A 15498-nucleotide genomic window follows, 5' to 3' on the forward strand; every position below is an offset into this window, starting at 1 on the left:
AAATTCATATCGAATATCCCTGCTAATTACTCTAAACTATCTTTTACAAAATCTCTTTCTGTAAAACTATTTATATATCATCAAGCATTTTTTGCCTTATAAGCCATTGCATAAAAACGTATCTGTTTTATCATAGACACCAATCCGTTCGAACGAGTCGGCGACAAATGTTCATCTAAACCTATACGGTTTACGAAATAAAGGTCTGCATTTATAATCTCATCAGGAGTACGGTTCGACAATACTTTAATAAGTAAAGCTATAATACCCTTCACGATCACAGCATCACTTTCTGCTTTGAAATAAATACGACCGTCAATGTATTCCGCCTGAATCCACACCCGACTCTGACACCCTTGTATAAGATTAGACTCTACCCTGAATTTTTCGTCTAAGGGTTCTAACGAATTACCTAACTCTATAAGTAAAGCATATTTATCCATCCAATCATCAAAAACCGAAAAGTCTTCGATAATCTCATCCTGTACATCATTGATGCTTGGAAAGCTCAATTCTTTTTCCATTATTTATTATCTGAGGTTCCCCTCTATATCTAGTTATTGTTATTTTTCTTTATACACCACTTCCAACACTGTTTGCCCTACTGCTTTCAATGTTTCCTTACTGATACTGTTCATGTCATCTTTTGATGTATGCCAATACCATCCAAATCCAGACTGTGTATTTTCGTCATTATGAATAATATCTATACTCGGGATTCTTCTGTTTTCATTCACAGGTACATGATCGTCTGTTATACCTCCACCATTTTTATCGATAAAATATTTACCATAGCCAAGATCACGGGCTGTACGCCAAACTTTTTCTACAATATCATTGGCATACTGACGAGAGATAGCTTCTTTGTAAAAAGTTGCATCGGGAGCCCCAACCATATCCAGCAGAATGCCGAAACGGGCTTTATAATCTTGTATATGTGGATTTTTAGACCAATATTGCGAACCTAGACACCACCATTCACCTTCCGGCGCATTAGTTACAAATGAAGGAGTACCATAATCCTCTGCATCAAAAAATATAATATCAACGCCTATATTCGGAGACTGGGTTTGTATAGAACGTGCAACTTCCAAGAGGGCTCCTACCCCACTCGCACCGTCATTAGCTCCTTGTACAGGAGATTTATGATTTTTTTCATCGGGATCCTGATCCGAAAACGGACGTGTATCCCAATGCGCAAAGAGTAACACTCGGCTGGCATTTTCAGGATTAAAAGACCCGATAATATTTCGGGCATGTAAAACAGTGCCATCAAATGCTTTAACATCCATACGCTGTTCAGTAACATTTGCACCAAATCTCTTCAGCTCAGCAACGAGATAGTCTCCACATGCAATGTGCTCTTTTGAGTTAGGTACACGTGGGCCAAACGCCACTTGCTTATCTACAAACGAATATGCACTATCCGAATTAAAAACAGGCGATACCTGTTGATATTTCTGTTCAGCAGATGTGTTGTTCGTTGTTGTCTTTTGTCCACACGAACAAGCCAGCAACCCTATAGTGCATCCTATTAATGATATGTTTCGTAAGCTCATTTTAATTTCTATATAATTATTAAGTCCTAGACCTATTTATTGACTATCCAAGCATAACAGCAATAGTTAGTTATCATAAAAAAATGCAACATTAAATACTTACTGTTACTTATTAATTAAGAACTGTATTTACAAAATTAACAAAAAGGGCTGAAATTCATTTATATTATCTCTTTTTATTAGCGTTTACACCTGCCAACCCCATACTTTCGTATGTTTCGGACAAAGTTTCTTCATTATTCATCATTACAAGTAATTTATCTCCGACATTTAACTCAGTCTTACCTTTCGGAATAAAGTATTTTTCGCCTCGTTTCACCAAAACAACCAAAGCATCATCCGGTAAAGGCATATTCATCAAGGCATGCCCGTTTTTCAGAGCATAATCAGTTACAACGATCTCTGTCGAAATAGAGCCTATATCTTCGGCCAAGTCTACATCAAAATCATCCAGCCTTCGCCGCTTCTTTGATGGAGCAAGCAGTCCGAGCCATTTAGCAATCTGCGTAAGAAATGTACCCTGTAAAAGAATCGATAATAAAGTAATGAAGAAAACCACATTAAAAATAAAACGGGCATGAGGTACGTGTGCTGTCAATGGATAAATAGCAAATATAATAGGCACAGCTCCACGCAAGCCTACCCACGACAAAAATACCTTATCCTTAAAACAGACCTTACGAAAAGGAGCCAGACTGATAAATACACTAAGCGGACGAGCTACAAATATTATAAATAGGCCTATAACAAGGGCAGGAACTGCTACCGGATACAATTCGTGTGGTTCAACCAACAATCCCAGCATCAGGAACATAACTATTTGACTCAGCCATGATATTGCATCAAACAGTTTGAATGTAGTACGCTTAGTTATAAATTTAGAATTACCAATCACTAAACCACCTATATATATCGCAAGAAAACCATTACCTTTTATAAAGTGTGTAAACGAAAATATAAATATACAGAATGTTAATACAATTATCGGATAATAAACATCATTATCCAATCTCATCTTATTCAACAACTTAACTGCAAATTTAGCAATAAAATATCCTGCTGCTCCACCGATAATTATCTCGGTAACAATAGATAAAGCAATCTTTAGAATATCGGGTTCACCTCCTGCCTTTATCAGGCTGATCAAAGTAATGGTAAGCATATACGCCATCGGGTCGTTGCTCCCACTTTCGCATTCGAGCGTTGGACGGAGGTTATTTTTTAACTTTACATTTTTTGATCCCAGAATAGCAAATACCGCAGCCGAATCAGTAGATGACATCACCGAAGCCAACAAGAAAGCTGTTATCAGTGAAAAACCAAGAGAAGGTAACAATTCGCCACACAACCACCATGCGAAAAATCCGGTAAATGCGGCTGTAAGAAGAACTCCGGCTGTAGCCAGTGCTACACTTTGACCTATAACCGGCTTTATTTCACTGAATTTAGTATTCAATCCGCCTGAAAACAAAATAATACACAATGCAACAGTACCGATAGCTTCTGCCACATGTAAATTATTAAACGTGATACCTATACCATCGGATCCGAAAGCCATACCAACCGCTATAAAGAGAACCAAAGCGGGAATACCTAAACGCCCCCCTATCCTACCTACCAGAATACTGATAAAAACAAGTATGGATAATACTAATAAAAAGGTTTCTAACATTAGTTTTGTGTTTTGAGTAAAACTTTATGTGTGTTGACTTCCAATCTGATTTTTCCGGAATACACTAAAGGAAAATTCTCTTTTACATGTCCTACCGGAAAATCAAACACTACCGGATAATTGTACCCGGAAACTAAATTCATTATAGACTCATAGATAGGAGCATACATAAGAAAATCTTCTTCACAATCAGCAAATTGGCCGACAACTAGTCCTGAAAGTCGATCTAAAACACCGGCTAGTTTCAATTGCCACATCATACGATCTATTTTATAGGCTCCCTCTCCGATATCTTCGACAAATAAAATGGAATTATCCGGCACATCAGCAAAAGGAGTACCAATAAGTCCTCCCAATACAGCCAGATTTCCACCCCATAAACGACCATCAGCTATACCAATTCGATTTAACGGATGTGAAGAAATTGAATATTCATGTATACCTTCGAAAAGCAGCCTTCTTAAATACAGAGAAGCTGTATCTTCTGCATCCTCATCCAAATGACGAGCCATAGGTGCATGCGCCGAAAGTATCCCATTTTTCATAAATGCTAAATGCAAGGCTGTTATATCGCTATAGCCAACCAACCATTTAGGATATTTCTTTATTTCGGTAAAATCCAATCTATCCAATAAATGAACAATACCATACCCTCCCCTCGAACAAAAAATCAATTTGACATCGGGATCATCCATTGCACCTTGCAAATCTTCGACACGCTGTTCTACAGTTCCACAAAAACGCCCATTCTTTTCCCTTGCATATTGAGAGACAATAACATTCAGTCCCCATGATTCAAGAACTAGTTTGGCCCCATCTATAAATGATGATTCTATACTTCCCGAAGGAGAAATAATTACAGCCTTATCATTCTTATTTAATAAAGGCGGGGAAATATATTTTTTCATATCAACCGGATATTCGTTCAAACAAAGATACAAATTTGAAAAAAACGGCTTATGAAAAATAGTATTAAAGTTTGTGCAGCTTATAAAAAATAAGAGACACCTTAGTGATGTCTCTTATTCAATTATATTATATGTCTACAATTATGCATCAATCTTCGCATAAGTAGCATTATCTTCGATAAACTCACGACGGGGAGCCACATCTTCACCCATTAGCATAGAGAAAATATGATCAGCTTCTGCTGCATTTTCGATAGTAACCTGACGCAATGTACGGTGCTCAGGATTCATGGTAGTATCCCACAATTGAGAAGCATTCATCTCTCCCAAACCTTTGTAACGCTGCGTATGGATTGCATTTTCATTTCCTTCTCCGTACTTATCGATAAATGCCTGACGTTGTCTGTCATCCCAGCAATACTCTTCGATTTTACCTTTTTTACACAAGTAAAGTGGAGGTGTAGCAATATATACATACCCACGTTCTATCAACGGACGCATATGGCGGAAAAAGAATGTAAGTATCAATGTCGCAATGTGGCTACCATCCACATCGGCATCGGTCATTATCACCACTTTGTGATAACGAAGTTTTTCGATATTTAATTCTTTACTGTCATCTTCTGTTCCTATCGAAACGCCTAAAGCTGTATATATATTTTTGATTTCTTCGCTTTCCAGAACCTTGTGAGGCATTGCTTTTTCTACATTCAGAATTTTACCCCGCAATGGCAGAATAGCTTGAAATCCACGATCTCGACCTTGTTTAGCTGTACCACCCGCAGAATCCCCCTCGACAAGAAATATCTCGCATGACATAGCATCTTTACTCGAACAGTCTGCCAGCTTTCCGGGTAATCCTCCACCTGTAAGCGGAGACTTACGCTGTACCATTTCACGAGCCTTACGAGCTGCATAACGAGCAGTCGCCGCAAGAATAACCTTTTCAACAATTGTTTTGGCTTCTTTAGGGTGTTCTTCAAGGTAATATCCTAAAGCTTCACCTACAGCCTGATCCACAGCACCAATCACCTCATTATTACCTAATTTGGTTTTAGTCTGTCCTTCAAATTGAGGTTCTGCTACTTTAATAGATACTACAGCTGTAAGACCTTCTCGAAAGTCGTCTCCACTGATTTCTACCTTTACTTTTTCGAGCATCTTCATATCATCTGCATACTTTTTCAAAGTACGGGATAATCCTCTGCGGAAACCTGTAAGGTGTGTACCACCTTCTATTGTATGTATATTATTTACATAAGAAAATATATTCTCATTATAAGAGGTATTATATGTCATCGCTACTTCAACAGGAATACCCTGCTTTTCAGTAGTGATATGTATCACATGATCAATAAGAGCTTCTTTCGATGAATCTATGTACTTAACAAATTCCTCCAGACCTTTTTCTGAATAAAAGACTTCAGATTTATAAGATCCGTCTTCTTTTTTATGACGAAGATCGGTCAATGACAATCTTACACCGGCATTAAGAAAAGCCAACTCTCTCAAACGTGACGCTAAAGTATCATATTTGTATTCCGATACAATAAAGATACTGGTATCTGGTTTGAACGTAATAGTTGTCCCCGAATCTTCGGCATCCCCTAATACTTCTATATCGTGTAATGGCTTACCACACGAAAACTCCTGCATATATAATTTACCTTGTCGGCGCACTTCTGCCCGCAGGTATGTAGATAAAGCATTGACACAAGAAACCCCTACTCCGTGGAGCCCTCCTGATACTTTGTAAGTTCCTTTATCAAATTTACCTCCCGCATGTAATACGGTCAAAACAACTTCAAGTGCAGATTTTTGTTCTTTCTCGTGAAAGTCTACAGGAATACCCCGTCCGTTATCCCAAACTGTTATTGAGTTATCTTCATTTATAGAAACTTTGATATCTGAGCAAAAACCGGCTAAAGCCTCATCTATAGAGTTATCCACAACCTCATAAACAAGATGATGTAAACCTTTTTCACCTATATCGCCAATATACATGGCAGGTCTTTTTCTTACAGCTTCAAGCCCCTCTAATACCTGAATATTATCAGCTGAATACGAATCGCTAGCTAGATTTTTTTCTTTATCAGTCATTTTTTCTCATTTAACATAATCTTTTCAAAAAGCCAGCCGAAACACCGTGGCTAAACTTCAAAAAGCCAACAAATATACACAAAAATACGCAGACCTGCAAGAAGAATACCAGATACTCTATGCTACATAATTATTCACATCTCAATATTTCATAACTAACTATATATAAACATTATAAGACAAAAAAAACACTAATTACCCGAAGGTAATTAGTGCTAACTCCTAAATTAAAGGACTGTTTATAGAATCATTTTGTTTTAGATGACTCGCTTGCAGCTTTCTTAGGTTCTTCAACTTTTTTAGTAGTACTTGATTTTTTTTCTGCCTTAGCAGGTTTTGCTTCAGCTTTGGCTTCAGTTTTGGCTTTTGGAGCCGGAGCAGTTTTTGTACTTTGAGCCATAACTGCTGAAGATGCTAATAGTGCTGCGCACATTACCATAGAAAGAACTACTTTTTTCATAATTTGATGATCAAATTAAATTGTTTATTTAGTTAGCTTTTTGTCATCCCTATGATGACGATGCAAATGTAAAGTAGTTTTTCCCAATTCAATTTTTTTTCTCATTTATTTAATCATGTTTAAACGTCCTTAAACTCCTTTAAACAAAGGAATTCCGAAAGATAAAAAATAATGAAAAGCCTTGAAATTTCAGAGAAAAAAATAAGAAAATCAAGAAAAAACATTATATAATATCTTAAAGAGAAATCCAAGAATCAAACATAATGACAGTTAAACGACATTTCATTAGCATAATGATATTTTTTATTACGAAACAAAAAGCCGCTTACTATATGAAGTAAACGGCTTGTATCTATGCTGAAAAAAACAGAATGACTGTCTTATTTTTTCTTTTCGGCTTTATCAGCAGAGCAGCAAGATTTTTTCTCTGAGGTTTTCTTGCTTGCATCTTTCTTATCTGCAGAAGTACAATTTTTCTTTTCTGATGAAGTACATTCCTTTTTTGCAGGTTCAGCTGTCTTTTTATCTTGAGCCATAACTGCCGATGAAGCTAATAATGCTGTACACATTACAACTGAAAGAACTAATTTTTTCATAATGGATTTGATTTAAATATTTATTCTCTGTATAATAAACTTCTAAAAAATGAAGCTTCACAAATATAAAAACTAGATAAGATAAATCAATACGCTGAATCTCTTTTTAATGTATATTATCTTTTCTTCTCAATTTATATTTGCCTACTTAACAACTTAATTGAGAGGTATTCCAAACCATGAAACTTTTTGGAACATGAGCTTTCTGGCAAGTTTATTCTTTTTGAAGTATGACTTCAGCCACTCTTGCTGCTCCATCAAAGCTGTCAAAGCCTGCTCATTGGAGTTAATTACATCATCAACCGACACCCCGGCACGGTTTCCCATTATTTTCACTTCTAACAATTGCTTTTTTGACATATTAAGCTTTTCCATCGCAGAGTCTAACATTCGCTGAATTTCGGAATCTTCTTTTTGAGGAGAAAATTTATTATTTCGGTAATTTATAAATTCATTGAAAAGCTTAATGCCTCCATTGTAATTATCAATAGCCGCATTATATTGATCTGCAACCATATTTATACGATTGTTTTCTATCTCGGTTTTAATTCTTTTAAGAAATTCAATGGTCATCATATTTTTAATGCCATTCTTTTCAACTCGGTAAACCACAGATTTCAATTGATCATTTTTTGTTTGACTATTATAAACGGCTATCGAATCAGTAAATGTGAACATCCCTCTCTTTTTATCACCCTTGGTTACTCCTGCATAAAATTCAGCTGTATTAACAGGATATTCCAAAAATTGCCAGAGGTAATCAAACGGCATATGCGTCTTGATCATTTCGGAAGACTCCACCTTGTAATACCTATCATTTAATTGTTTGGTAAATTTTCCATCCTTAACACCTCCGGCACCCCAAGTAGGATCAAACAAATACCATTTATTATTTATATTTGCCGCATTCCATGAGTGAGGCAGATTATCTACAATATCATTTTGTTTGGTATATCCCTGTATAATCTCAGCCTGAATCCCCACATTACAGCAAAGGGTATCGAACAGTAACGAATAGTTTTCGCAAATTCCTCTTTTATTTTTAAGAGCTTTGAAGATTTTATCCTGATCCGTCTCATTAATGTCAACATTAAACATATTATCAGTATCGTATGCTATGTTGAAAGCAATCCATGAAAATATTGCTCGAATCCGATCTTCTTCATTATCAAAAGTCGATTTAATAAAGTCTGATAAACTCTTTACAGACTCTCCCTGATCAGACGAAATTTGGGCAACCAGATTATCTACTTTTGTATATCGGTTTGTTTCTTTTTTTTGTGCAGTTAACGAACCTGTAACCACAATAAACAGGAGTAGTAAAAATGTGTTTTTCTTTCCGTTCATATATATCATAATTTGTCTAAAATTGTGAATAATAAGTTTGTTTTAATATAAAGTCCTGAAAACCTAAGGAGTAAACTAAAATCTGAAAATATACTCAGAATTTATTCTACAAAATTAAAAATTGAATGATCAAATAAAAGAATAAATACAAACTTATCAACAAACATTTTTTATCGGATAAAAAATGTTTGATTCAAAAAATCGACTTGAATTTCTTACTACTTTTACATTCTCATTTTTTTCACTATGTTTGCATTAAATAGTTATAAATTTCACTTAATAGCAATACTAACGGTTATTGTTTGGGGTACTACATTTGTATCGACCAAGATACTTATCAATCACGGACTTTCACCTGTCGAAATTTTCTTGTACCGCTTTCTACTGGCATATATCGGAATCTGGTTTATCTGTCCCCGAAAATTATTTGCGAATACGACAAAAGATGAACTTTTATTTGCTGTATCCGGATTATGCGGCGGCGCATTGTATTTTATATTCGAAAATACGGCTTTGGGAATCACATTGGCATCGAATGTATCACTTATTATCTGTACCTCTCCTATCTTTACAGCGCTATTGTCGTGGATCCTATACAAAAAGGAAAAACTTAAATCATCTTTGATATTCGGTTCATTAACAGCCTTTCTGGGTGTAGCTCTGGTTGTGTTTAATGGAAGCTTTATACTCAGCATCAATCCTCTTGGAGATATGTTAACGATACTGGCAGCCTTGTCATGGGCTTTTTACGGAATTATTTTAAGACAGTTGAATGGTCGCTACTCTACCTTATTTATCACTCGCAAAGTTTTCTTTTATGGAATCATAACTATGCTTCCTTTCTTCGCATTGAAGTCTTCAACACTCAATCCTCAATTGTTAGACACTCCTGTAATTTTATTCAATATTATTTTTCTAGGGCTGGTCGCATCCCTCCTTTGCTTTATAGCATGGAATATGGCTGTAAAAGAACTGGGCGTTGTGCAGACTTCTAATTACATCTATTTTGTACCTTTAATTACATTGCTGACTTCAGCGATTGTAATTGACGAACATATCACCATTATTGCTCTCATAGGCACAATATTAATATTATCGGGCGTATACATTGCAGAAAAAGGATTCAGACGATCTAAGTCGTAAATTCTAATTATCCTCTGCAATTAATAGTTAATCAACCCAAACAGCTTTGTCCCGAAAAGCCCGATTCGTTTGAGATAAAAGGGAACAAATAACAAATTTCCTCTTTTGTATAATTAGCTTTTAGAATAAAGAATAACTCTTTTGTTTTCAATTCGAAATAATGAATACATCTCAATCCATTATTCATACATTCTCTCAGATTATCCAGAAACATACGCATAAATGCATTCATTCTCAAGGAATGAATTCTTGCCAGTCCGGAATCATTCAAATCTATACAACAAGAAGTTTTCGCATAAGATATATTCGGAGACAAAAATATATCTGAGTATTTTCCCAAGTCATCTATTCTGAATACAATAAAAGAACACTCACTCATAGCTGTATATGAAAAGTATTTTCCTGTAGGAATAAGAAATATTTCATTTTTATCAGCTATATATTCGGGCAAATCTTTTATTTTAAGGTTAATAATTCCATCTAAAAAAAACACTATTTCATTATCGCATAACGTAACGAAACCTTTAGCATTTTTATTTAATTTGATTACTTCTATTATTGGTTTATCCGAGCTATTATAATCAGAACACTTCAAGGGTTCTCTTTTATATAATAAATCCATAAATGTTGCCTAGTTTGTTAATAATTAAGTTTGTCCTTTGTCAAAAACTTATCAAAAGTAATAGGTTAGGAACAAAATAAAGAAAATTAACAAGAGAAATATCCAGCCATCTTTTTCTTTTTCAGTTAAAATGACTAATTAAACAACCAATAAAAGACAAAAAAAGTCTAAAAAACGAGACAAACACTCAGTTTAAGAGCAAAAACACAAAAACAGACATAGATAAAGTGTTATCATCCTTTTAACAAATCAAACCTATATACAAGCTTGTTTTCATAGATAATTATGAGGTATATCTTTAGGATAAACGACTATTTATATCCTTTTGTAATATTGAGCATTAAAAAACAGATGATCCATCTCTTATTTTGTTAATTTTGTAAGAGAGCTTTTCTTTAATAAGAACTACAATATGCGTTTACTTCATACAGCCGATTGGCATATCGGGCAATACTTCTTCGGTTACGACCGCAAGGAAGAACATAAATTTTTCTTCGAATGGTTGAAAAAGACTATAAGAGAATATAATGCTGATGCATTACTGGTAGCGGGCGATGTATTTGACAGCCCGAATCCATCAGCCGAATCTCAGAAAATATACTTTAGATTTCTAAGAGAAGTATCCTTGGGAAATCCGAACTTGCAAATAATTATTACCGCCGGCAATCACGATTCCGCTGCCCGATTGGAAGCTCCGGGCCCTCTACTCGAAGATATGAATATAAGGATAAAGGGAATTATACGTAAGAATGAAGACGGATTGATTGATTATCAGAATCTTTTTGTTCCTCTTTCAAAAGACAACCAAATAAATGGTTGGTGTATAGCTGTACCCTATCTTAGGCAAGGAGATTATCCAAATGCTGAAAGCTATTCAAAGGGAGTAAAAGAAATGTATGACAACCTGTATAATGAATTGCTGAAAGTAAAAGAACCTCATGTTCCCATTATAATTATGGGGCATTTACAAGCTACCGGATCGGAGGTTTCTGAAAACGACCGATCGGAACGTACCATCATAGGTGGCCTGGAATGTATATCGCCGGAAGTTTTCGACCGCAAGGATATTGTATACACAGCTTTGGGACATCTCCATAAAGCTCAACGTGTATCGGGACGTGAAAATGTCAGATATTCGGGTAGCCCTCTGCCTATGTCTTTTGCCGAAAAGAACTATAAACAGGGAATTAATCTGATTGAGATCGAAAAGGATGAACTAAAACAAATATCAAGAATTGATTTCGAACCTCCGGTTAAACTAATCAGCCTACCCAAAACACCAAAACCTTTAGATGAAGTGCTAAGCGAAATATCCCAATTACCAAATGGAGAAGTTCATTCCGATTCTCCTTATCTGGAGCTTAAAGTACTTATAACAGAACCTGAGCCCTCGATGAGAAATCAGATCGAAGAAGCACTTAAAGGTAAATCTGTCCGACTGACAAGTGCTGTGCCTTATAAACTAAAGCACAACAAAGAAAGTAAAGCCATCACTTATGAAGAATTAAGGACAATCAATCCGATGGAAATGGCCGAAGATGTTTTTCTATCCCGATTCGGAAATGAAATGCCCGATTCGATGAAATCATTGTTACAAAATGTAATAGAGGAGGTCAACCGATGAAAATATTAGCTATCAGAGGTAAAAATCTGGCATCTCTCGAAAATGAATTTGCTGTAGATTTTACATCAGAACCTCTTCAATCCGCAGGAATATTTGCAATAACAGGTCCTACCGGAGCAGGAAAATCAACTCTGCTTGATGCTTTGTGTCTTGCATTGTTTGATGATGCTCCCCGATTAAGCAAAGCCGAGCAATTAAAAATAGAAGACGAGAATCTGGATAATATCACACTGAAAGACAGCCGCAATATTTTACGGAAAGGAACTGCCGAAGGTTATGCCGAGGTAGACTTCGTTGCTCTCAACGGAGATAAATACCGCTCTCGCTGGATGGTAAGAAGAGCTAGAGGAAAAGCTGACGGTGCCCTGCAAAACACAAGTATAAAGCTGGAAAATCTTTCGACTCAAACTGAAGAACAAGGTACTAAGAAAGATATACTAAACAGAATAACCGAAGTTATAGGGCTGACATTCGACCAGTTTACACGTGCTGTGCTGTTAGCACAAGGCGATTTTGCGACATTCCTGAAAGCCAGACAAAACGAAAAAGCCGAACTTCTCGAAAAGTTAACAGGAACAGAAATATACTCTAAAATATCTGCCCTTATATTTCAAAAGACCAATGAAGCCAAGACATCATTAGATATTATCAATCAAAGGAAAGCCGATATTAAACTTTTAACAGATGAAGAATTTGAATCGGCTGTTAAGGAAAAAGAATCCCTGCAAAAGGAAACTGAACCGATCAAAGAGCAATTATCCGTTATAGAAAAAAAACTGAACTGGATAAAAGATAATGATCAGCTAAAGAAAGAAAGCATTCTCGCCAAAACTAATTTAACTACAGTTCAATCTAAAATAGAAGATGCAGCGAAACGCTACGAATATATCTCTATGCTAGATTCATCGCAAGAAATACGGGATAGCTATATCGAATTAATCAATAAACAGAAACAGCAAATTAGCCTTTCTGCCAATCTACAACTAAAAGAGACCGAATTAAAAACTGCTCAGGAAAAAGCCAAAATAGCGGATCAAAACCTAAAGGTCCTGAAAGTTCAGGTAGAAGAACTTGATCAGAAATACCTAGCAATCAGACCTGATATAGACCGTGCTAAAGAATTGGATATCCAAATAAAATCGACAAGCATACAAGTATCTGAAAACCAGAAGAACCTCGAACTCCATCTGGAAGTATCTAAAAAGACAAGCCGGAATATAGCTGAACTGCAAGTTCAATTGCAAAAAGCAAAAGAGACTAAGGTATCTATTGAAAAATGGTTTGACGACCATAAACAATATGATAGAATAATTCCCCGTATCGACCTCATTATAAACCTCCTGAAAGCATCTGAAGCAAACAGAATACAGAAAGACAATACGCTAAAAGATCTGAAATCAAGCAAAACGATACTGCAATCCAATACAAACCGATTAAAACAGCAGGAAGAAGAAGCTGAACGCTTAAACAATCTTCTTCCGTCTGAAATTCTAAGCCTAAGGGAAAAGCTGAAAGAAGGATATCCCTGTCCTGTGTGCGGAAATACGCATCATCACACGGAAATCTTCAAGAGTCAACAAGGCTCGATAAACGAATCCGAGCTAAACACTGCTAAGAAAAAAATAGCAGAAGATATAAACCGAACCAAAGAAAGTATTGATCTTACACAAAAGAACATCACCATATTTCAAACTCACATATCCGGGTTCGAACAACGCTATGCAGAATCTATCGAAGAATTAAAAAAAGACCTGAATACCTTGCCCAACTGGGAAATAAGAAATCAACAAGGCATATTGGCTAAAGAGCTTTCCGACATTACTACTATCTGGAATGAGAATAAGGTGAAACTCGAGACTTGTTCTATATCAATGGACACAAATACCGTTAAGTTGGAAGCCGAACAAAAGTCTTTAGAAATAAGTTTAGGCGAGATCAAACAACGTTCGGAAAATCTAGATAATCAATCAACGGTACTCAAAAAAGATACTGAAGAACGACTTCAGATACTAAAAGGAAAGAGCATAGATGAAATAGAGAAAAGATATACCTATCTCAAAGAAGATTACTCTAACAAATACGAACAACAAAGGCAGCTCCGAGAAAAAGCCGAAGCCGAAAAATCAACGGTATCGGGTATCATCTCTCAACTCAAAAATGACATCGAGAATAATTTAAAGGAGATAAGCAGATTGGAAGATATTATCCAAACATGGCTAAATCATAACAGTACGATCACACCTGAAAGACTGCAGGATCTCATGTCTAAATCTAAAACATGGATTGATCAGGAGAAAGCTTATCTCAACGACTTAAAAAATCAGGAACTTATTCAATCAACTACTTTAGAAGAACGAAATATCCGCTTACAAAAGCATCAGGAAAAAGGAGAAAAACCCGAAGAAAGCCTGACTCTGGAAAATCTACAGACACAATCTGATGAATTATCAGCGAAGCAACAAATACAGAATAACCGCTTAATGGAAATTCATGTAACTCTTTCGTCTCATCAACAAAACAAAGAACGCCTAAAAGGGTTCGAAGCAGAAATCAGAACGAAAGAAGAACTATACAATAACTGGGCTAAGTTGAATGACCTGTTGGGGTCTGCTAATGGAAATAAGTTCAAAGCAATAGCTCAAGGTTATACACTGGATGTTTTACTAGGATATGCCAATAAGCATCTGGAAGAATTATCGAAACGTTATAAACTCGAAAAAATCCCGAATACGTTGGCTTTGCAGGTTATCGACAATGATATGCTGGGTGAAGTACGCACTGTACACTCGTTATCGGGCGGAGAATCATTTCTGATCTCACTCTCACTGGCTTTGGGGTTATCCTCCCTTTCTTCCAATAGGATGAAGATCGAATCACTGTTTATAGATGAAGGATTCGGTTCTCTTGACATTGAGACTCTCGGTATTGCTATGGATGCATTGGAAAGTCTCCAGACGCAAGGTCGAAAGATAGGAGTGATATCTCATGTCGAAGAAATGAAAGAGCGTATATCCACACAGATACAGGTAACGAAATCAGCAAACGGAAAAAGTGTCATAAAAGTTATAGGATAAAATTAGATTCTATCCGATTTTGACTATCCCATTACGTCAGTACCGAATACTTCAATTTTCGTTTTTCTGCTTTTGTGTAATAATCTTAGGAAAGTCTATCAACTGAAAAACTTCTCTAAATACACTCAGTACACCTATATACGTTGACGAATACTCAGTATTAATATCCTGTCCGTTAGTCTCAAAAGTACAGCATTCTTCCAAAGAAGAATCTTTCTGATTGATGTTATAAACTTGTGCCATAGTTCTAATTTTTTTTATATAATAAAACCTAACTATAATGCTAATTGAAATACTGTTTTAGCTATTTGTTTCGTTACATAACTAAATATACATAAAATAATAAAGTTTCACAAATCTAAATTGATTAAATATTAAATTTTGTTATATTTT

At 35.8% G+C, this 15498-nt stretch carries 13 protein-coding genes; 3 read left to right on the top strand and 10 right to left on the bottom strand.

The genetic code is table 11. The annotated features are described in order from the left end of the window. Window positions 1-80 precede the first annotated feature (80 nt). The 8 genes from K322_RS0114240 to K322_RS0114275 form a co-directional block, all read right to left on the bottom strand. The gene (locus tag K322_RS0114240) at window positions 81-524 is read right to left on the bottom strand and encodes a SufE family protein (RefSeq protein ID WP_035332184.1); all 444 of its coding nucleotides are present in this window, start codon (window positions 522-524) and stop codon (window positions 81-83) included. A gap of 39 nt (window positions 525-563) precedes the next feature. After that, a complete protein-coding gene (locus tag K322_RS0114245) occupies window positions 564-1559 on the bottom strand; it encodes a M28 family peptidase (protein ID WP_026627481.1) in 996 nt (331 codons plus the stop codon). A gap of 166 nt (window positions 1560-1725) precedes the next feature. Further along, entirely contained in the window at window positions 1726-3231 is a 1506-nt protein-coding gene (locus K322_RS0114250; protein WP_026627482.1) for a potassium/proton antiporter, read from the bottom strand. Then, window positions 3231-4139 (bottom strand): S66 peptidase family protein, encoded by a 909-nt coding sequence (locus tag K322_RS19555; RefSeq protein ID WP_051290818.1) that lies wholly within the window; start codon window positions 4137-4139, stop codon window positions 3231-3233. The genes K322_RS0114250 and K322_RS19555 overlap by 1 nt, the downstream gene beginning before the upstream one ends. 141 nt (window positions 4140-4280) lie before the next feature. Continuing rightward, a complete protein-coding gene (gene gyrB / locus K322_RS0114260; RefSeq protein ID WP_026627483.1) occupies window positions 4281-6239 on the bottom strand; it encodes a DNA topoisomerase (ATP-hydrolyzing) subunit B in 1959 nt (652 codons plus the stop codon). Window positions 6240-6486: 247 nt separating this feature from the next. Further along, window positions 6487-6699, bottom strand: a complete 213-nt coding sequence (locus tag K322_RS0114265; RefSeq protein ID WP_026627484.1) for a hypothetical protein — start codon at window positions 6697-6699, stop codon at window positions 6487-6489. A 380-nt stretch (window positions 6700-7079) separates the two neighbouring features. Further along, window positions 7080-7295 carry a hypothetical protein gene (locus K322_RS0114270; RefSeq protein ID WP_026627485.1) on the bottom strand — a complete coding sequence of 72 codons (216 nt, stop codon included), beginning with the start codon at window positions 7293-7295 and terminating at the stop codon, window positions 7080-7082. 156 nt (window positions 7296-7451) lie between these two features. Next, window positions 7452-8642 carry a transglutaminase domain-containing protein gene (locus K322_RS0114275; RefSeq protein WP_134435372.1) on the bottom strand — a complete coding sequence of 397 codons (1191 nt, stop codon included), beginning with the start codon at window positions 8640-8642 and terminating at the stop codon, window positions 7452-7454. A 246-nt stretch (window positions 8643-8888) separates the two neighbouring features. Between K322_RS0114275 and K322_RS0114280 the strand changes: the two genes are divergently transcribed. Next, a complete protein-coding gene (locus tag K322_RS0114280) occupies window positions 8889-9785 on the top strand; it encodes a DMT family transporter (protein ID WP_026627487.1) in 897 nt (298 codons plus the stop codon). Between the two features lie 31 nt (window positions 9786-9816). On the opposite strand, the gene K322_RS0114285 is transcribed toward K322_RS0114280, so the two are convergent. Continuing rightward, window positions 9817-10407, bottom strand: a complete 591-nt coding sequence (locus K322_RS0114285) for a hypothetical protein (RefSeq protein WP_026627488.1) — start codon at window positions 10405-10407, stop codon at window positions 9817-9819. Window positions 10408-10819: 412 nt separating this feature from the next. Here K322_RS0114285 and K322_RS0114290 point away from each other — a divergent pair, with 412 nt between their 5' ends. Continuing rightward, window positions 10820-12031: an exonuclease SbcCD subunit D gene (locus K322_RS0114290; protein WP_026627489.1), complete on the top strand. Its 1212-nt coding sequence runs from the start codon at window positions 10820-10822 to the stop codon at window positions 12029-12031. After that, window positions 12028-15105, top strand: a complete 3078-nt coding sequence (locus K322_RS0114295; protein WP_026627490.1) for an AAA family ATPase — start codon at window positions 12028-12030, stop codon at window positions 15103-15105. Before K322_RS0114290 ends, K322_RS0114295 begins: the two co-directional genes overlap by 4 nt. Window positions 15106-15156: 51 nt before the next feature. Here the strand turns inward: K322_RS0114295 and K322_RS0114300 are convergent, their stop codons facing one another. After that, the gene (locus K322_RS0114300; RefSeq protein ID WP_026627491.1) at window positions 15157-15348 is read right to left on the bottom strand and encodes a hypothetical protein; all 192 of its coding nucleotides are present in this window, start codon (window positions 15346-15348) and stop codon (window positions 15157-15159) included. Between the last annotated feature and the right edge of the window lie 150 nt (window positions 15349-15498).

The organism is Indolivaga capnocytophagoides DSM 22835, from assembly GCF_000426485.1.
GTDB lineage: Bacteria > Bacteroidota > Bacteroidia > Bacteroidales > Dysgonomonadaceae > Dysgonomonas_A > Dysgonomonas_A capnocytophagoides.